Here is a 16,757-nt window from a genome sequence, read left to right on the forward strand (position 1 = left end):
TCGTTCGCGGCCCTGCGCCGCCTCCGCCTCGCGCACATCGGCGTGGTGCTGCTCGCCGCCTTCGCGCTTGTCGCCTTCCTGCCGGATGTCGCCTTCGCGGCCGAGCCCGGCTTCCGCGGCTGGTTCATCCACAACATGGCGCCCATCATGTTCGTGGCGCTGGTGGTGTTCCTGCTGCTGGGCTATCCGGTCGCCTTCTCGCTGGCGGCCAACGGCCTCATCTTCGGCGTCATCGGCATCTGGCTCGGCCTGTTCCGGCCCGATTTCCTCCAGGCGCTGCCCGAGCGCGTCTACGGCACCATGAACAACGAGGTGCTGCTCGCGGTGCCGTTCTTCACCTTCATGGGCCTCATCCTCGAGCGGTCCGGCATGGCGGAGGACCTGCTCGACACCATCGGGCAGGTGTTCGGCTCCATTCGCGGCGGCCTTGCCTATGCGGTCATCTTCGTGGGCGCGCTGCTGGCGGCCACCACCGGCGTGGTAGCGGCTTCCGTGATCTCCATGGGTCTCATCTCTCTGCCCATCATGCTGCGCTACGGCTATGACCGGCGCGTGGCCTCAGGCGTCATCGCCGCCTCCGGCACGCTGGCGCAGATCATCCCGCCGTCCCTCGTGCTCATCGTCATGGCCGACCAGCTCAACCGCTCGGTGGGCGACATGTACGAGGGCGCCTTCGTCCCCGGCCTGCTGCTGGCAGGCCTCTATGCCGTCTACATCTTCATCATCTCCTCCATCTTCCCGCAGGCGGCGCCGGGCCTGCCGCTGGAGGCTCAGACCCTGCGTGTGCAGGGCGAGAAGACCGGCTTCGCCACCCTGCTGGGCGCGCTGACGGCGGCCGGTTTTGCGGTGCTGATCGCCACGGGAGCCCTGCCAGGCCTCACCGCCGGCACGCTGCCGGGCCTCGCCAACACGCTGGTGTGGGGCATCGGCGCGTTCGCGGTGCTTTATTTCATCCTCTCGGGCACCGCGCGGCTGCTCACCGCCTCTCTTTATCTGGTGATGGCGCTCGCCATCGGCCTCTCCATCGCGCTGATGGAAGAATGGGGGCTGAAGTTCGGCTCCGATTATGTGGTGCTCACCATGTCGGCGACGGTGGCGCTCGCCTTCGTCATCGCCGTGGTGAACCGGGTGTTCCGCCTGGGCCTGCTCTCCAAGCTGGCGGAACAGGTGGTGTTCGTGATGGTGCCGCCGCTGGCGCTCATCTTCCTGGTGCTCGGCACCATCTTCATCGGCGTCGCCACCCCCACGGAGGGCGGCGCCATGGGCTCGGTGGGCGCGTTGGCGCTCGCCGCCGCCCGCGGGCGCCTCAAGTTCGACCTGATGCGCCAGGCCACCTATTCCACCGCCAAGCTCTCGGCCTTCGTGCTGTTCATCCTGCTCGGCGCGCGTGTGTTCTCGCTCACCTTCTACGGCGTGGACGGCCACAAGTGGGTGGAAGAGCTGCTGGTGTCGCTGCCCGGTGGCCAGACCGGCTTCCTGATCGCGGTGAACCTGCTGGTGTTCGTGCTGGCCTTCTTCCTCGATTACTTCGAGCTGGCCTTCATCATCATCCCGCTGCTGGGGCCGGCGGCGGACAAGCTCGGCATCGATCTCATCTGGTTCGGCGTGATGCTGGCGGTGAACATGCAGACTTCCTTCATGCACCCGCCATTCGGCTTCGCCCTGTTCTTCCTGCGCTCGGTGGCGGCGAAGACGCCTTATATCGACCGCGTGACGGGCAAGCTCACGCAGCCCGTTACCACGGGGCAGATCTATTGGGGCGCGGTGCCGTTCGTGCTGATCCAGCTGCTGATGGTCGCGCTCATCATCCTGTTCCCGCAGATGGTGACGCACTACAAGTCGGACAGCGTCCAGCTCGACCAGACGCAGATCCAGCAGCAGTTTGACAGCCTGTCGCCGGGGCTCGACGCGCCTCCTCCGCCGCCGCTGGATTTCGGCAATCCCAATTAGGCGCTGCCACATTGCTCTGTTAGAGCTGGTTTATCAGGGCTCTGCCCCGGCGGGGCCGATAGACCGGTTTCTCCTGCTACCTTCCGGGGAACGGAAGGGCGTACCGCCCGATTCAGGCGGTACGGGCAGGGCGTCAGATCCGGTCGGCACCCGGCCGGCGGCCGGCGGAGACGGTGAGGCATGAACACGAAGCACGACTTCTGCCCCGGCTGCGGAGCGCAGGTCTATCCGGAAGAGACCCAGTGCCCCTTCTGTGGGCGCTCCCTGCGCTCCAGCATCCTGACGCCGGTGGTGGCTGGGGTTGCGGGCACGCTGGTGGCGCTGGTCGCCGGCGCGCTCGTGTGGTGGGTGCTCTCTTCTCCCGCGCCGCGCCCTGCGGGGCCCGCAGCCGAAGCGCCGCCGGCGCAGACGCCGCAGGCGGCGGTCGCCCCCGCGCCAGTGGTCGCTTCCCCGCCGCCGGCCGCCCCTGTGATGCAGGATTCGGCAGCTTCGCCCGCTGATGCGCCACGCCCGGCACAGCCTGACACAGTTGCCGCGCCCGCTGGCGAATCTGCGCCTTCGGCCTTCGCGCCGCCGCCTGATCACGCCACCGGGGAGGCCGCCCCGACCGTCGCCGTGGCGCCGACGGCGGCTCCCTCTGCCGCGCCCGAGGAGATCCCCGAGGGCGACCCGGAATCGCGGCGCGCCTTCGCCCGCAGCAAGCAGGACAGCTTTGCCCAGAACGGGCTCGACCTGCAGGTGAGCACCTCCGGCCCGAAGGACACGGTGCTCGTCATCAAGTTCAATTTCGCCGCCAAGACGGCGGCGGAGCTGATCGTGGCCGGGCCTTTCCCCAAGCAGTGCCAGCAGCGCGGCTTCCGGGAGATCTTGTTCCAGGACCCTTCCGGCCCCACTTGGGTCTATGACATCGCGACCCAGAAGATGACCCAGAAATGACGCTGCCCGACGGCCGCCCCGGCGGCACAGACACGCCCGCCCCCTTGGCACTGGTGCTGTTCGATTGCGACGGCACGCTGGTGGACAGTCAGCACATGATCGTGGCCGCCATGCACGACGCCCACGCCGCGCAGGGGCTTGCCGTGCCCACGCGCGGGCGCCTGCTCTCGGTGGTCGGGCTTTCCCTGCCCGAGGCGTTCACGGTGCTGGCGGAAGGGGACCCGGCCTATCCCGTCGCGTCCATGGCCGAGGCCTATCGCAGCGCCTTCATGCGCCTGCGCGACAGCCGCCCGCCGGAGCCCATGTTCCCAGGCGCGCGGGAGGTGCTCGCGGCGCTCCGCGCGCGGGACGACGTGGTGCTCGGCATGGTTACCGGCAAGGCGCGGCGCGGGGTGGGGCGGGTGCTTCAGGCCCATGACATGGAGGGTTGGTTCTCCACCATCCAGACCGCCGACGATGCCCCCTCCAAGCCCCATCCGGCCATGGTGCAACAGGCGATGATGGAGGCCGGAATCGGTCCCGCCCGTACCGTGGTGGTGGGCGACACCTCGTTCGACATGGCCATGGCGCGTGCGGCGGGTGCCAGCGCGCTCGGCGTCGCCTGGGGCTACCACGCCACCGACGAGCTGTGGCACGCGGGTGCCCAGCGTGTGGTGGAGCGGTTCGAGGACGTTCCGGCGGCGCTCGCCGAACTGCTCGGCACCGAGGCGGGCGAGGGGAGGGTGGAATGCGCGAGCTGCTGACCGACCTGGAGACGGAAGGCGCCGATACGGCCAATCCCATGGCCCGCGCCCAGGCCGCGCAGCGCCCCCAGCGCATGAAGCGCTTCTACAAGGACGTGGCGGTGGGCGAGGCGGAAGGCGGCTTCATCGTGCTGCTGGACGGACGCCCCGTGCGCACGCCGGCGCGCGGCCTGCTGAAGGTGCCCACGCGGGCGCTGGTCGAGGCGCTGGTGAAGGAATGGGAGGCCCAGGCCGACGAGATCGACCCCCTCTCCATGCCGCTGACGCGGCTCGTCAATGTCGCGCTCGACCGGGTGGAGGCTGAAGTGGGCGCGGTGCGCGACGAGGTGGCGCGCTACGTGGGCACCGACATGCTCTTCTACCGGGCGGAGGGCCCGGACGCCCTGGTGGAGCGGCAGGCCCTGCATTGGGACCCTGTGCTGGCCTGGGCACGCGAGGCGCATGGGGCGCCCTTCTTCCTGGCCGAGGGCGTATGCCATGTGGCCCAGCCGGAGGAATCCCTGGCGCAGATGCGCGCCCTGGTGCCGCACGAGGCGCTGCCGCTGGCGGCGGTGCACGTGATGACGACGCTTACCGGCTCCGCCCTGCTGGCGCTGGCGGTGGCGGGAGGCGTGATCGAGGCCGATGCCGCCTGGCAGGCCGCCCATGTGGACGAGGACTGGAACCGCGAGCTGTGGGGCGAGGATGAGATCGCCGCCGCCCGCCGCGCCGCCCGCCGCCTGGAAATGGATGCCGCCGTGGCGCTGCTGCACCGGGATGCGCAAGGCGGCTGACGTGGCCGCTCTTTCCGCTGCTTCGGCATCATTGCAGCCCTCGGCGCGCTAAATGGCGCGGGGATGCTACGAAGCGCGCCGCGAGGGTGGCGCCGCCGGCTGAGCGCCGCCGGGGCTGGGTATTCCGGTTTCCGTCTTCGCCTGCTTCATCCTGTCAGCATCTGGAGCGGATCGGCGGCGGGAAGGAAACTCCGGCTGATCGTCCTGTGTCCGCGGCAGCTCCTTGTCTGTGCCAGAGGAGAAGCGCGCCTTTCGGCGCGCGGTCGGGCGGTCCGGTGCAGGGCAGGCGACGGAGCGCTGGTACATCAGGCCCCTCGTGCTCGGTGATGCAGATCGTGGGCTCCACTGCACCTTCCGGCGAAGCAGATGACAACGCGCGTGAGGAGCTCGCGTCGATGTCACAGCTTGAAACGTTCTCAGCAGGTCCGAGAGCGCGTCAACGCCGAAGGCCTGTGGGCTTTTCTCGTGGGTCTTCGGCCAAACCGGTGCGACGTCTGAGCCTGACTGATGTGATGCCGCCGAGAACGGAGGCCCATGGGTGTCACGCACTGCATTTCGCGCGCTGCGGCCTTTCCTCTTCCCCCTGACGCGGCTTGCGGCCCCTCACGCTACGGTTCAGCGGCGGGCATTGAAGAATCGGCTTGCCCCCGCCGGGGCTGCTACACTGCTGCACAGGAATGCGGCCCATCTGCCGTCTTCGCGCAGCGGGCCGGTCGACGGGGGACCGTGCAGCATGACCGCCGATACCAGCCGCTCCGCGCAGCGCGCCGAGGCGCCCGTTCCCTTTTCCGATTTCGCCGGGCCCATGCCCTCGCGCTCCGCGCTGCGGCGGGCCGTGACGGCCGCCACCCGCCGCTCCGAGGGTGAATGTCTCGCGCCCCTGCTTCAGGCGGCGACGCTGCCTTCTGGCCTGCGGGCGGAAATCACCGCCGCTGCCATCCGCCTGGCGCAGGCGCAGCGCGCGCGGCCGCGCGGAACGATGGTGGACGAGCTGCTGCAGGAGTTCCCCCTGTCCAGCCCGGAGGGCGCCGCCCTCATGGGCCTTGCCGAGGCGCTGCTACGCATTCCCGATGCCGCGACACGGGACGTACTGATCCGCGACGCCCTCGGTCGCGGTGACTGGAACGCGCACCTGCGGCGGCGCGCGGGCCGCTCCCTCCAGGCCGGTGCGGCGGTGCGGGCTCTGGCTGCGGCTGGCGCGTTGGCGCGCGCGGAGCATGTGCAGGGGGGCCTCGCGGCGCTCGCGCGGCTCGCCGGTCGGTGCGGCGCGCCCCTGGTGCGAACGGCGCTGGAGATGGCGGTGGGGAGGATGGGCGAGCGGTTCGTGATGGGCGAAACCATCGAGGATGCGCTCGTCCGCGCCCGCGCGCAGGAGGCGACGGGCTTCCTCTATTCCTACGACATGCTGGGCGAGGCGGCGGTGACCGCCGGCGACGCCGAGCGCTACCACCGCGCCTATGAGGAAGCCATCCATGCCATCGGCAAGGCAGCCGCGGGGCGCGGGGTCTATGCCGGGCCGGGCATCTCCATCAAGCTTTCGGCGCTGAATCCGCGCTATGGCCGCGCCCAGGCCGGGCGCGTCATGGCCGAGCTGGTGCCGCGGCTCGCGGCGCTCTCAGCGCTGGCGAAGGGCTATGGCATCGGCCTCACCATCGATGCCGAGGAGCAGGACCGGCTGGAGCTTTCCCTGGATGTGCTGGAGGCGCTGTGCGCCGACCCCGCGCTCGCCGGCTGGAACGGCCTCGGCCTTGCGGTGCAGGCCTATGGCCGGCGCTGCCCGTTCGTGCTCGACTTCGTGCTGGATCTCGCGCGGCGCAGCGGGCGGCGCCTCATGGTCCGGCTGGTGAAGGGGGCCTATTGGGACGCCGAGATCAAGCGCGCACAGGTGGATGGGCTCGCCGATTTCCCGGTCTTCACGCGCAAGGCGCATACGGACGTTTCCTATATCGCGAGCGCGCGCCGGCTGTTGGCGGCACGGGATGCGGTGTTCCCGCAGTTCGCCACCCACAATGCGCAGACGGTCGCCTCCATCCACCATCTCGCGGGCGGGCAGTTCTCGCCGGGTTCCTACGAGTTCCAGTGCCTCCACGGCATGGGCGAACCGCTCTATGAGGCGGTGGTGGGCGCGGACGGACTGGACCGGCCCTGCCGCATCTATGCGCCCGTCGGCGGGCACGGCACGCTGCTCGCCTATCTCGCGCGGCGGCTGCTGGAGAACGGCGCCAATTCGTCTTTCGTCCACCGCCTCGCCGACCCCTCGGTGCCGGTGGAGGAGCTGACGGCCGATCCCGCCGCGGTCGTGCGGGCCATGGCGGAGCCGGGCGCGCCGCATCCGCGCATTGCGCGGCCGGAGGGGCTGTTCGCAGACCGGCTCAATTCGGCCGGGCTCGATCTTTCGGACGAGGACGCTCTCGAACATTTCTCGCAGGCGCTCGCCGCCGGTGCCGCCCGAGGCTGGAGCGCCGCCCCGCCTTCAGGCGAAGGGCTGGCGCGGCCAGTGCCCGACCCTGCCGACGGGCGGAGGGTGGTGGGGATGGTTTCTGAGTGTGGACCGGGCGAGATGGGGGCGGCCATGGTCCGCGCTGCCGCGGCCGCGCCCGGCTGGGCGCAGACGCCGGTGGCGCGCCGGGTGGCGCCGCTGCGGGCGGCGGCCGACGAGATGCAGGCGCGCATGGGCGAGCTGATGGGCCTCATGATGCGCGAGGCCGGAAAATCCGCCGCCAATGCCATCGCGGAGGTACGCGAGGCGGTCGATTTCCTGCGTTACTACGCGTGCGCGGCCGAGGGCCTGCGCGCCGACCAGACGGGCCTTGGCCCCATGGTCTGCATCAGCCCCTGGAATTTCCCGTTGTCCATCTTCACCGGGCAGGTCGCGGCCGCGCTCGCCGCCGGCAACAGCGTGCTCGCCAAGCCGGCGGAAGAGACGCCGCTGATCGCCGCCGAGGCGGTGCGCATCCTCCATCGGGCCGGCGTGCCGCAGGATGTGCTCCAGCTCCTGCCGGGCGACGGCACGGCGGGCGCGGCCCTGGTGGCTGCGCCGCAGGTGGCGGGGGTGCTGTTCACCGGCTCCACCCAGGTGGCGCAGCTGATCCAGGCCAGCCTCGCCGGGCGCCTTTCACCGGAGGGGCATCCGTTGCCGCTGATCGCCGAAACCGGTGGGCAGAACGCCATGGTGGTGGATAGCTCGGCCCTGCCGGAGCAGGTGGTGGCCGATGTGATCTCCTCGGCCTTCGATAGTGCTGGGCAGCGCTGCTCGGCGCTCAGGGTGCTCTGCGTCCAGGAAGAGATGGCAGACCATATCCTCGCCCTCATCCGCGGCGCCATGGCGGAGCTGCGCGTGGCGCCCACCGGCCGGCTTTCCGCCGATGTGGGCCCCGTCATCCGCCCCGCCGCGCAGGAGGCGATCGAGGCCCATGTGGCGCGAATGGCCGCGCGCGGCCACAAGGTCTACCGCGCGCCGCTACCGCCAGAGGCCGCCCACGGCACCTTCGTGGCGCCGGCGCTGATCGAGATTTCCACCTTGGCGGAGCTGGAGGGGGAGGTGTTCGGCCCAGTGCTGCACGTGCTGCGCTATCGGCGGCGGCACCTGCGGCGTATGATCGAGGCGGTGAACGCCACCGGCTACGGCCTCACTTTCGGCCTGCACACACGGCTCGATTCCACCATCGCGGACGTCACGGCGCGGGTGCGGGCCGGCAACATCTATGTGAACCGAAACATCATCGGTGCCGTGGTGGGCGTGCAGCCTTTCGGCGGGCATGGGCTTTCCGGCACGGGGCCGAAGGCGGGCGGCCCGCTCTACCTCCAGCGCCTCGTGCGCGGCGCACCTAACGTGCCCGTGGCCAATGCCGGGGAGAAGCCCGATGGCGCGGCGCTGGCCTTCGCCGGCTGGCTCGAGGCGCAGGGCCTCGCGCCGCTCGCCCACCGCGCGCGCGGATGGGCGGCCATGGCGCCCCTCGGGGTTGCCGCCGCGCTTCCCGGACCGGCGGGCGAGAGCGATTGCTACACCCTGGTGCCGCGCGGCCGGGTGCTGGTTTCGGCCGAAACGCGAGGGGGGCTTCTGACGCTGGTGGCAGCGGCCCTGGCCACTGGCAACCATGCGGTGGTGGAGGTGTCCGGCGGCCTTGCCGAGCCTGCGTCCGCGTGGCGTCGGACGCTGCCGCGTGTCGTACGGCGGCGGATATCCTGGATACGGGAGGGTGAGAATTCAGGGCCGCTGGTTGCGGCTCTCGCCGAAGGAGATGACGCGCGGATCGCCGCCCTCTCCCGCCGCCTCGCCACGCGGGAGGGACCGCTGGTGCCGCTTCATGCGGTGCGGCTCAAAGAGGAGGAGGTACCGCTGGCGTGGCTGATGCGGGAGGTCTCGACCTCCATCAACACCACCGCCGCCGGCGGCAATGCGACCCTTATGGCAATGGCATGAATCAAGGCGCCTAAAGGCGCGCCTCCGGCCGGACTTCCCTGCCGGAGGCGCCTGTCCGCGGGCGGTGCCCGCAGGTCAAGCCGCGCGCTGGAGCGGCGCCTTGTCAGCCTCGGCGGTGGGCGCGGCGGAAGACAGGAGCTTGCTCTGCACCAGCTCCGCCAGCTCCATCATCTCGGCGTTCCAGGCGAGCGCGGCCTGCTGCACGAAGGCGCTCTGCCGGGTGATGGCGTTGGTCGGGTTGGGGTCCCGCGCCAGTTCTGCGAAAACCTGCATCTGGTCCTGCGCCTGACGCATCATGAAGCGCTGCAGATGAGAGGTAACGGCCACCGGACATTCGAAGAAGTAGTTCTTCCACGCGGTGGTGGGCCAAGCCATGGGCGGCGCTCCGGTATCCCACACACGGTTCAGGCCCTGGAAGATGTTCGCATCACTCATGGCATTACTCCTTCTGGTGGCGATCACTCCCTCCGCCCCCGATCCGTTGAACCGGCGAGGGGAAGGAAAATATCGCGGAAGAACGCTTCCCGCGCGTTGCGACAGGTCAAAGGTGGCCTTTGGCGCCTTCATCTCCGCGGCCCGGGCCGGGTCGGGTCCACGACGTCAACGTGCGCTGCCGCATTCTGGTTCCTGCCGGGTGGCCGCGAGTATCCCGTTGCGTGCATGCGAATGGCAAGTGGTCTTGGCCATTGTGCGCCAAATCGCCTCGCGGGCAAGGCGGCTTGGCCGGGGGGGCTTGCGGCCGCGGGCTCGCGAATCGCCAGCGATCTTCTAGAGTGGCGGCGCAACCGGGAGGCGGCGCGGGGCCGCCGGGAGCGCGGCCGCCCGCCGAACGGCATGGGGCGTCGCGCGCCGCCGGGAAACCGACGAGACGGTGGGAGAAAACGATGACGCAGCTTCCGCACGGCCTGCACAAGATCCGCATGGAGCTGGCCCGCGAGAAGGGCTTCCCGGAAGGGTCGCGAAACTTCGGCTACACCTTCGTGGCGCCGCTTGCCGCCGATGGCAAGATCGACCCTGAGCTGTGGGCGCGTCAGCGCGAGCACTGCCGGGTGGTGCGCTTCCGCCCCGACGAGGCGGACGAGGTGGGCCATCTGGTCCGCCGCCCCGGTGGCAGCTGGGCCTTCCGCTACGATGTGGCCGGTGCCGATGACGACGAGGCCGGCTACCGCTTCGCAGACGAGAAGTTCGAGGTGGGCGAGTATATCTCGGTCCGCGAGGACGACGAGATGCACACCTATCGCGTGGTCTCGGTCGAGGCGGCCTGAGCCTCCGGCTTCCTGAGTTCCCGGCGTGATGCCCCCGGCTTTGCGGCCGGGGGCGGCGCGTCAGTAGCTCTTGTACTCGGTGGTGCCCTTGGACATGGCGAACTCCTCCTCCGGCGAGAGGACGAGCTTGTGCCGGCCGAAGGCCGCGAAATAGGCGATGCCCACGGCGAACCAGATGGCGACCCCGATCACGCCCGAGCGATAGACCGGGTCTGAGAGCTGGTAGTAGATGGTGACGAGGGCGATGACGATGGTGGCCACTGCCCCGGGAATGCCGAACGGGCTCTTATAGGGCCGCGCGATGTGGCCCATGTTCTTCCGCAGCAGGATGAACGAGATGGCCTGCATGACGTAGGAGAGCATGGCGCCGAACACGGCCATGTTGAGCAGCGTGCCGCCGATGGCCGCCGCGCCCGCATCCGCCCCCAGGGCGAACCAGATCACCAGCATGATGGCGAGACCGACCGCCGCGCCGGCCATCATGGCCACGTGGGGGGTCTTGCGCCCGCCGTGGGTGATGGAGAGGCTGCGCGGGAAGTAGCCGGCCCGCGAGAGCGAGTAGATCTGCCGCCCCTGCGCATAGATGATGGTGTGGAAGGAGGCGATGAGGCCGATCACCGCCACGCCGGCGAGCAGCTTGGCGAGGCCGGTGCCGTAGATGGCCTTGAAGCCGTCCAGCAGTGGCTCCAGCGAGGTGGAGAGGCCGAACGCGCCGTTGGCCACCGAGGAGTTCAGCCACAAGATCATGAAGGCGGAGACGATGAGGGTCGCCATGCCCGCCATGATGCCCTTGGGCATGTCGGTCTTCGGGTCCACCGATTCCTCGGCCGCCAGCGGGAGCTGCTCGATGGCCAGGAACAGCCACACCGCGAACGGCAGGGCCGCGAACGCGCCGCCGAGGCCGAACGGCAGGAACGGGCCGCCGCCGTTGGGCAGCTCCACGGCGGTGCCGTCCGGCCCCAAGCCGATGTTGAGCGCCCAGCGGGAAAAGTCCGCCACCGGCAGCGCGCTGACCCAGAAGGCCACGAGGCAGGCGAGGGCGGCCAGCGTCACCACCAGCGTGACGCGGAAGGAGAGTTCTACCCCCACCACGTTCAGCCCTACGAAGATGATGTAGCCGAAGATCCAGTAGACTGGCTGAAATTCAGGCGGGGTGCCGAAAATGGAGCCCATGTAGGAGCCGATGAAGGACACCACCACCGCAGGGGTGATGACATATTCCACGTTCTCGCACAGGCCGGTGACGAAGCCGCCCCATGGCCCCATGGTGGTGCGGGCGAAGGAATAGGCCGCGCCCGTGTGGGGCAAAGCGGGCGACATCTCGGCGATGGAGAAGGTGAGGCCGAGATACATGATGGCGATGATGACCGCGGCGATGAACATGCCGCCCCAGCCGCCCGAGGCGATGCCGAGATTCCAGCCCGAGAAGTGGCCCGAGATCACCGCGCCCACCCCGAGCGCCCACAGCGACCACACGCGGGCATGGCGCTTCAGCGCCCGTTGCTCGAAATAGGTGACATCCACGGTGGTGTAGGTCACACCACCCCCCTTGCCGTCAGTCGTCTTGACGTCAGCCATGACACCCTCATGCTGCTAGCTGGCGATGCGGCCGCTCCCGGCCCCCGCCCACCTGACGTTAAGGCAAATTTTATGCCCTTCCAGAAACTTACGTTAGGTCAGGAAGGGCTGCGGGCGGCGCTCCGTTCACGAGCAGCAGGTCGCTTTCGTCCTTCAGCCCCACCCCGGTGAGGCCGAGCCGCAGCGCCGCGCGAATGTGCCAGGCGAGCTTGAAGGCGGCGAGCGGATGGCTCAGCCCCTCGGCGCGCACGTTGGAGATGCAGTTGCGCTCGGCGTCCGAGCGGCCGACCCTGGGCCCGAGGGTAAGGTAGAGCCCCAGGCTGTCCGGGGAGGAGAGGCCCGGGCGCTCGCCCACCAGCACCACCAGGGCGCGCGCCTTCAGGAGCGCGCCCACCTCGTCGCCCAGCGCCACGCGGGCCTGGGAAGCCACCGCCACCGGCGCGAGGCTCCAGCCCTCTTTCTCGATCCACGGCTTGAAGGCGGCGAGGAAGGGGGCGGTCTGGGCATGGATGGCGGCGGCGGAAAGCCCATCCGCCACCACGATGGCGAGATCGACGGGCTTGGAATCGCGGGCCGCCAGCTTCTCCCGGCTCGCCTCGCTCAGGCGCCGGCCGAGATCGGGGCGGCGCAGGTAGACGTCGCGGGCGGGGGCGGCGCTCTCCACCCGCAGGGTCTCGAAGCCGAGGGAGCGGATCTCGCGGTCCACCGTCTCGGCATCGAAGGGCATGTGCACCGCGTCGCGCGCCTGGGCGTGGGCGAGGGAAAAGCGCAGCACCTCCTGCGTGGGCAGGCTGGCGCCGGTACGACCCAGCGCGATGCGGGCCGGAGTATGGCGGGCGAAGGACTGCCAGGGATCGCGCGCGATCATGCCGCCTGCTCCCGGACGAAGCCGAGAAGGGGGTGGGCGCCGCTGGCCGGCAGCAGCCTGCCCGCGGCATCGGTGATGCCCATGTGCTCCAGCCACGCTTCGAACTCCGGCGCGCGCTTCAGGCCCAGCACCTCGCGGATGTAGAGGGCGTCGTGGAAGGAGGTGGACTGGTAGTTCAGCATCACGTCGTCGGCGCCGGGAATGCCCATCACATAGGTGACGCCCGCCGCGCCGAGCAGGGTGAGCAGCGTGTCCATGTCGTCCTGGTCGGCCTCGGCATGGTTGGTGTAGCAGACGTCCACCCCCAGCGGCACGCCCAGGAGCTTGCCGCAGAAGTGATCCTCCAGCCCGGCGCGGATGATCTGCTTGCCGTCATAGAGGTATTCGGGGCCGATGAAGCCGACCACGGTGTTCACGAGTAGGGGCTCGTACTTGCGGGCGACCGCATAGGCGCGGGCCTCCAGGGTCTGCTGGTCCACCCCGTGGTGGGCGCCGGCGGAGAGGGCGGAGCCCTGGCCGGTCTCGAAATACATGGCGTTCTGCCCCACCGTGCCGCGCTTCAGCGCGCGGGCGGCCTCGTAACCCTCCTGCAGCACCTTGAGATCGACGCCGAAGGAGCGGTTCGCCCCCTCGGTGCCGGCGATGGACTGGAACACGAGGTCCACCGGGGCGCCCCGGTTCATCAGCTCGATGGAGCTGGTCACGTGGGTGAGCACGCAGCTCTGGGTGGGAATGTCGAAGCGGCGGATGACCTCGTCCATCAACTTCAGCAGGCGGTCGATGACGGGCAGGCTGTCCGAGGCCGGGTTGATGCCGATGACGGCGTCGCCGCAGCCGTAGAGCAGCCCGTCGAGGATGGTGGCGGAGATGCCGGCGGCATCGTCCGTGGGGTGGTTGGGCTGGAGGCGCACCGCCATGGTGCCGGGCAGGCCGATGGTGTTGCGGAAGCGCGTCACCACCCGGCATTTCCTGGCCACCAATATGAGGTCCTGGTTGCGCATGATCTTGGAGACGGCGGCCACCATCTCCGGCGTCAGGCCGCGGGCGAGGCCGGCGAGCACGCCCGGAGTTGCCTGTTCCGAGAGCAGGAAATCCCGGAAATCGCCTACGGTCATGGCAGACACCGGGGCGAAGGCGGCGGCGTCGTGCTCGTCGAGGATCAGGCGGGTCACCTCATCCTCCTCGTAGGGCACCAGCGCCTCGGACAGGAACACCTTCAGCGGCACCTCCGCGAGGCACATCTTGGCCGCCACGTTCTCCTCAGCCGATGCCGCGGCGATGCCGGCGAGCATGTCGCCGGAGCGGGGCGGGGTCGCCTTGGCCATCAGGTCCTTCAGGTCTGCGAAGGCATGGGACCGCGCGCCGATGCGGTGGACGAAGGCCATGGGTCTGCTCCTCGTTCGAATTCTCCCGCACCATAAACAATAAACGTGCCAATTTGTGGAGATATGTGGCTTTGTGTGGGCGCTTCCACAGGTGCTGCGCCTGCTACTCCACCGCCAGCAGGCGCGCAGCGGCGGCCACCACTTCCGCCAGCCCCTCGGTCGCCGGGAGGCGGGCGATCTCGGCTGGGCGAAACCAGCCCACCTCCGTCGCCTCCGCACTCGGATGCGGTTCGCCCGCGCGCCAGCGGGCTGCGTGGGCCACCACCACGAAATGGGCGATGAGCCGGTTTTCGCCGTCATGGCGGATGATCTCGCGCGTGGCCGCCACGCCCGCCATCTCGGCCTCCACGCCCACCTCCTCCCGCAGCTCGCGGCGGGCGGCTTCCTCAAGCGTCTCGCCGGGCTCGACCCTCCCGCCCGGCAGGCTCCAGAGGCCTGCAGCGGGGGTGCCGGGCGGCCCCGCGCGGCGCGCCAGCAGCACCAGCGGGCCGCGGAATACCGCCGCGCTCGCCGCGAGGGTGGGCCGGATCTCGATCGGCACGGGGTTCGGCGATGTGCTCACGGCGCCTCTCCTGCGGTGGTTATCCCCCGGTCGCGGGTGCGGCGTCGGCCTCACCTTCACCGGGATCGTCTATGACCATCCTACGATAACGGAGCACCCGATTCGTGACCGCCCGATCCTCCATCCCGCCCGGAGACGCTCCCGCTTCCGCCGCGGCCCGACCGTCGCGGGCGAAGCGCGGCGCGCCGCCGCGGGCGTGGCAGCGGATGCTCTCCGGCCGCCGGCTCGACCTGCTCGATCCCTCTCCCCTCGACGTGGAGATCGAGGACATCGCCCACGGCCTCGCCCGCGTCGCCCGCTGGAACGGCCAGACCCGGGGCACCCACATCTTCTCCGTGGCCCAGCACTCGCTGCTGACCGAGCGCCTCTCTCGCGTGACCCATCCCGATCTCGATCCGCGCTGGCGGCTGTGCGTGCTGCTGCACGATGCGCCGGAATATGTGATCGGCGACATGATCTCCCCCTTCAAGGCGGTGCTGGGGGGTGATTACAAGGTGATCGAGGCGCGCCTGCTCGCCGCGATCTCCCTGCGCTTTTCCCTGCCCGTGGCATGGCCGGCGGCGCTGGTGAAGATCGTGAAGGCGGCCGATTGCGCGTCCGCCTATCTGGAGGCGACCCGCCTCGCCGGCTTCTCGGCGCAGGAGGCGCGGCATTTCTTCGGTCGCCCGGTGCACCTCGACGACCCTGAGGAAAGTGACTATCTCACGCCCTGGGAGGCGGAGACCGCGAAAAAGCGGCTCCTGCAACGTTTCGAGGAGCTTGAGACATGATCCACGTATGCTCGCTCGCCAAGCTGCACGAGACCGTGGCCGCCACCGGCGCCCGCCACGTGATCTCGCTCATCAACGGCGCCACCGTCTTCACCCGCCCGAGCAATGTGGACCCCACCAACCATCTCTTCCTCGGCATCAACGATATCGTGGAGGAGATGGAGGGCATGGTGGCCCCCGCCGAGCGCCACATGAACGACCTGTTCAACTTCGTGCAGGCCTGGCCGCGCCAGACCCCACTGGTGATCCACTGCTTCGCCGGCATCTCGCGCTCCACCGCGGCGGCCTATGCCTCGGTGTGCGCGCTGGTTCCGGAGCAGGACGAGATGGAGCTGGCGCTGCGCCTGCGCCGCGCTTCGCCCACCGCCACGCCCAATGCGCGCATCATCGCCTTGGCCGATGCCGCCCTCGGCCGCGAGGGGCGGATGGTGGCGGCCATCGCCGCCATCGGGCGCGGGCGCGATGCCTTCGAGGGCACGCCCTTCGCCTTGCCGGTCAGCGCCGTCGACGCCTGAGCCCGCGCGCCCCTCAGGCGCGCTCCAGCACCGCCACGAGGCCGGGCACCGGCACGCCCTTCTCATTGCGCGTGGAGGCTTCTTCCAAAAGGCGCACGGCAAGGCCGCCGGCATCGGCCGCCGCCCGCACGGTGGCCACTGGGTGCGCATAGCGCAGCGTTTCCCGCAGCAGCACCTCGGCCCCGGAATGGGTCTCCACCGTGAAGACGAAGAGGCCGCCCGGCTCCAGCGCCCGCGCTGCCGCGGCGAACAGGGGCGGCAGCTCCGCAAGGTAGCACAGGGCATCAGCCGCAAGGATGAGGTCCAGGCTTCCCGCCGGCGCATCGGCCAGCGCGTCGCCCATGTCGCCGGCCTGGAGGGTGCGGTAGAGGCCGAGCTTCTCCGCCCGCGCCAGCATGGCGGGGGAAAGGTCCACCCCGTCCAGCGCATCCGCCTGCGGCGCGAACAGGGGCGCCGCGAGCCCGGTGCCGCAGCCGAGGTCGAGCCCCTGGCGGAAACGGCGGCCCGGACCCGCCACGCGCGCGAGGGCCGCATGCAGCAATTCCGGCCCGCGATAGGCGAGCTTGTCGCGAAGGGCGCTGTCGAAGCGGTCGGCATATTGATCGAACAGCGTGCGCACATAAGCGGCGGACATGGCGCCTTCCACCGGCGCATGGCCGAGGCGGGCCAGCCGAAGGCCGGCGCCGAGTACATCGCGCGGGTCCGCCGCGCGCGCGGCGGAGTAGGCCTCCGCCGCGCGCGCGGTGTCCCCCGCCGCCTCCCGCGTCTCGCCGAGCAGGAACCACGCAGCGGCGAAGCCGGGCGCGGTGGCGACAGTGTCGGCGAGCAGCTCGGCCGCGGCCGCACGGTCGCCTTCCTCCAGAAGGGCGCGGGCCCAGTCGAGGCGGCGGTCGAGGGCGGGGTCGCCCGAGCTTGCGGAGTGGGGTAGGGCGGCCACGGGACCTCGCAGGTTCAGCTCGCCTTCCCATATATATAGTGTTCCTGAGAGA

General features: G+C 70.1%; 14 protein-coding genes. 8 read left to right on the plus strand and 6 right to left on the minus strand.

Going from position 1 to position 16,757, the window contains the following annotated elements; all coding sequences use genetic code 11:
• The first annotated feature begins 135 nt into the window (after window positions 1-135).
• The 5 genes from V5F61_RS01340 (at window position 136) to putA (ending at window position 8,825) form a co-directional block, all read left to right on the plus strand.
• Window positions 136-1,950 (plus strand): TRAP transporter large permease, encoded by a 1,815-nt coding sequence (locus V5F61_RS01340; protein ID WP_393987126.1) that lies wholly within the window; start codon window positions 136-138, stop codon window positions 1,948-1,950.
• Between the two features lie 180 nt (window positions 1,951-2,130).
• Window positions 2,131-2,886 carry a zinc ribbon domain-containing protein gene (locus V5F61_RS01345; protein WP_393987077.1) on the plus strand — a complete coding sequence of 252 codons (756 nt, stop codon included), beginning with the start codon at window positions 2,131-2,133 and terminating at the stop codon, window positions 2,884-2,886.
• Window positions 2,883-3,629, plus strand: a complete 747-nt coding sequence (locus tag V5F61_RS01350) for an HAD-IA family hydrolase (protein ID WP_393987078.1) — start codon at window positions 2,883-2,885, stop codon at window positions 3,627-3,629. The genes V5F61_RS01345 and V5F61_RS01350 overlap by 4 nt, the downstream gene beginning before the upstream one ends.
• Window positions 3,614-4,402 carry an ATP12 family chaperone protein gene (locus tag V5F61_RS01355; RefSeq protein WP_393987079.1) on the plus strand — a complete coding sequence of 263 codons (789 nt, stop codon included), beginning with the start codon at window positions 3,614-3,616 and terminating at the stop codon, window positions 4,400-4,402. The genes V5F61_RS01350 and V5F61_RS01355 overlap by 16 nt, the downstream gene beginning before the upstream one ends.
• A 733-nt stretch (window positions 4,403-5,135) precedes the next feature.
• On the plus strand, window positions 5,136-8,825 hold the full coding sequence (gene putA, locus V5F61_RS01360; protein WP_393987080.1) for a bifunctional proline dehydrogenase/L-glutamate gamma-semialdehyde dehydrogenase PutA: 3,690 nt from the start codon (window positions 5,136-5,138) through the stop codon (window positions 8,823-8,825).
• Window positions 8,826-8,900: 75 nt separating this feature from the next.
• Here putA and V5F61_RS01365 read toward each other — a convergent pair whose 3' ends face one another.
• Complete coding sequence (locus tag V5F61_RS01365) at window positions 8,901-9,260, minus strand: hypothetical protein (RefSeq protein ID WP_393987081.1); 360 nt, start codon at window positions 9,258-9,260, stop codon at window positions 8,901-8,903.
• Between the two features lie 449 nt (window positions 9,261-9,709).
• On the opposite strand from V5F61_RS01365, the gene V5F61_RS01370 reads away from it, so the two are divergent.
• Entirely contained in the window at window positions 9,710-10,090 is a 381-nt protein-coding gene (locus V5F61_RS01370) for a hypothetical protein (protein ID WP_393987082.1), read from the plus strand.
• A 60-nt stretch (window positions 10,091-10,150) separates the two neighbouring features.
• On the opposite strand, the gene V5F61_RS01375 is transcribed toward V5F61_RS01370, so the two are convergent.
• The 4 genes from V5F61_RS01375 to V5F61_RS01390 all read right to left on the minus strand — a co-directional run bounded on the left by V5F61_RS01375 (window position 10,151) and on the right by V5F61_RS01390 (window position 14,483).
• Window positions 10,151-11,668: an amino acid permease gene (locus V5F61_RS01375; RefSeq protein WP_393987083.1), complete on the minus strand. Its 1,518-nt coding sequence runs from the start codon at window positions 11,666-11,668 to the stop codon at window positions 10,151-10,153.
• A gap of 88 nt (window positions 11,669-11,756) precedes the next feature.
• A complete protein-coding gene (eutC, locus tag V5F61_RS01380) occupies window positions 11,757-12,536 on the minus strand; it encodes an ethanolamine ammonia-lyase subunit EutC (RefSeq protein ID WP_393987084.1) in 780 nt (259 codons plus the stop codon).
• Complete coding sequence (locus V5F61_RS01385) at window positions 12,533-13,921, minus strand: ethanolamine ammonia-lyase subunit EutB (protein ID WP_393987085.1); 1,389 nt, start codon at window positions 13,919-13,921, stop codon at window positions 12,533-12,535. The genes eutC and V5F61_RS01385 overlap by 4 nt, the downstream gene beginning before the upstream one ends.
• A gap of 103 nt (window positions 13,922-14,024) precedes the next feature.
• Window positions 14,025-14,483, minus strand: a complete 459-nt coding sequence (locus tag V5F61_RS01390) for an NUDIX hydrolase (protein WP_393987086.1) — start codon at window positions 14,481-14,483, stop codon at window positions 14,025-14,027.
• A 206-nt stretch (window positions 14,484-14,689) separates the two neighbouring features.
• Here V5F61_RS01390 and V5F61_RS01395 point away from each other — a divergent pair, with 206 nt between their 5' ends.
• Both V5F61_RS01395 and V5F61_RS01400 read left to right on the plus strand, forming a co-directional pair.
• The gene (locus V5F61_RS01395; protein ID WP_393987127.1) at window positions 14,690-15,253 is read left to right on the plus strand and encodes an HD domain-containing protein; all 564 of its coding nucleotides are present in this window, start codon (window positions 14,690-14,692) and stop codon (window positions 15,251-15,253) included.
• Window positions 15,250-15,768: a tyrosine phosphatase family protein gene (locus V5F61_RS01400; RefSeq protein WP_393987087.1), complete on the plus strand. Its 519-nt coding sequence runs from the start codon at window positions 15,250-15,252 to the stop codon at window positions 15,766-15,768. The genes V5F61_RS01395 and V5F61_RS01400 overlap by 4 nt, the downstream gene beginning before the upstream one ends.
• 13 nt (window positions 15,769-15,781) lie before the next feature.
• On the opposite strand, the gene V5F61_RS01405 is transcribed toward V5F61_RS01400, so the two are convergent.
• Window positions 15,782-16,705 (minus strand): class I SAM-dependent DNA methyltransferase, encoded by a 924-nt coding sequence (locus V5F61_RS01405; RefSeq protein ID WP_393987088.1) that lies wholly within the window; start codon window positions 16,703-16,705, stop codon window positions 15,782-15,784.
• Window positions 16,706-16,757 lie beyond the last annotated feature (52 nt).

The sequence above is a fragment of the Xanthobacter sediminis genome, from assembly GCF_043195015.1.
Taxonomy (GTDB): domain Bacteria; phylum Pseudomonadota; class Alphaproteobacteria; order Rhizobiales; family Xanthobacteraceae; genus Xanthobacter.

Excerpts from the sequence above, each read along its gene's own strand:
- V5F61_RS01355 (WP_393987079.1), top strand. The coding sequence starts at position 3,614 with ATGCGCGAGCTGCTGACCGACCTGGAGACGGAAGGCGCCGATACGGCC.
- V5F61_RS01400 (WP_393987087.1), top strand. The coding sequence starts at position 15,250 with ATGATCCACGTATGCTCGCTCGCCAAGCTGCACGAGACCGTGGCCGCC.
- V5F61_RS01370 (WP_393987082.1), top strand. The coding sequence starts at position 9,710 with ATGACGCAGCTTCCGCACGGCCTGCACAAGATCCGCATGGAGCTGGCC.
- V5F61_RS01385 (WP_393987085.1), bottom strand. The coding sequence starts at position 13,921 with ATGGCCTTCGTCCACCGCATCGGCGCGCGGTCCCATGCCTTCGCAGAC.
- V5F61_RS01375 (WP_393987083.1), bottom strand. The coding sequence starts at position 11,668 with ATGGCTGACGTCAAGACGACTGACGGCAAGGGGGGTGGTGTGACCTAC.
- V5F61_RS01395 (WP_393987127.1), top strand. The coding sequence starts at position 14,690 with ATGCTCTCCGGCCGCCGGCTCGACCTGCTCGATCCCTCTCCCCTCGAC.
- V5F61_RS01365 (WP_393987081.1), bottom strand. The coding sequence starts at position 9,260 with ATGAGTGATGCGAACATCTTCCAGGGCCTGAACCGTGTGTGGGATACC.
- V5F61_RS01340 (WP_393987126.1), top strand. The coding sequence starts at position 136 with ATGGCGCCCATCATGTTCGTGGCGCTGGTGGTGTTCCTGCTGCTGGGC.
- eutC (WP_393987084.1), bottom strand. The coding sequence starts at position 12,536 with ATGATCGCGCGCGATCCCTGGCAGTCCTTCGCCCGCCATACTCCGGCC.
- putA (WP_393987080.1), top strand. The coding sequence starts at position 5,136 with ATGACCGCCGATACCAGCCGCTCCGCGCAGCGCGCCGAGGCGCCCGTT.
- V5F61_RS01345 (WP_393987077.1), top strand. The coding sequence starts at position 2,131 with ATGAACACGAAGCACGACTTCTGCCCCGGCTGCGGAGCGCAGGTCTAT.
- V5F61_RS01350 (WP_393987078.1), top strand. The coding sequence starts at position 2,883 with ATGACGCTGCCCGACGGCCGCCCCGGCGGCACAGACACGCCCGCCCCC.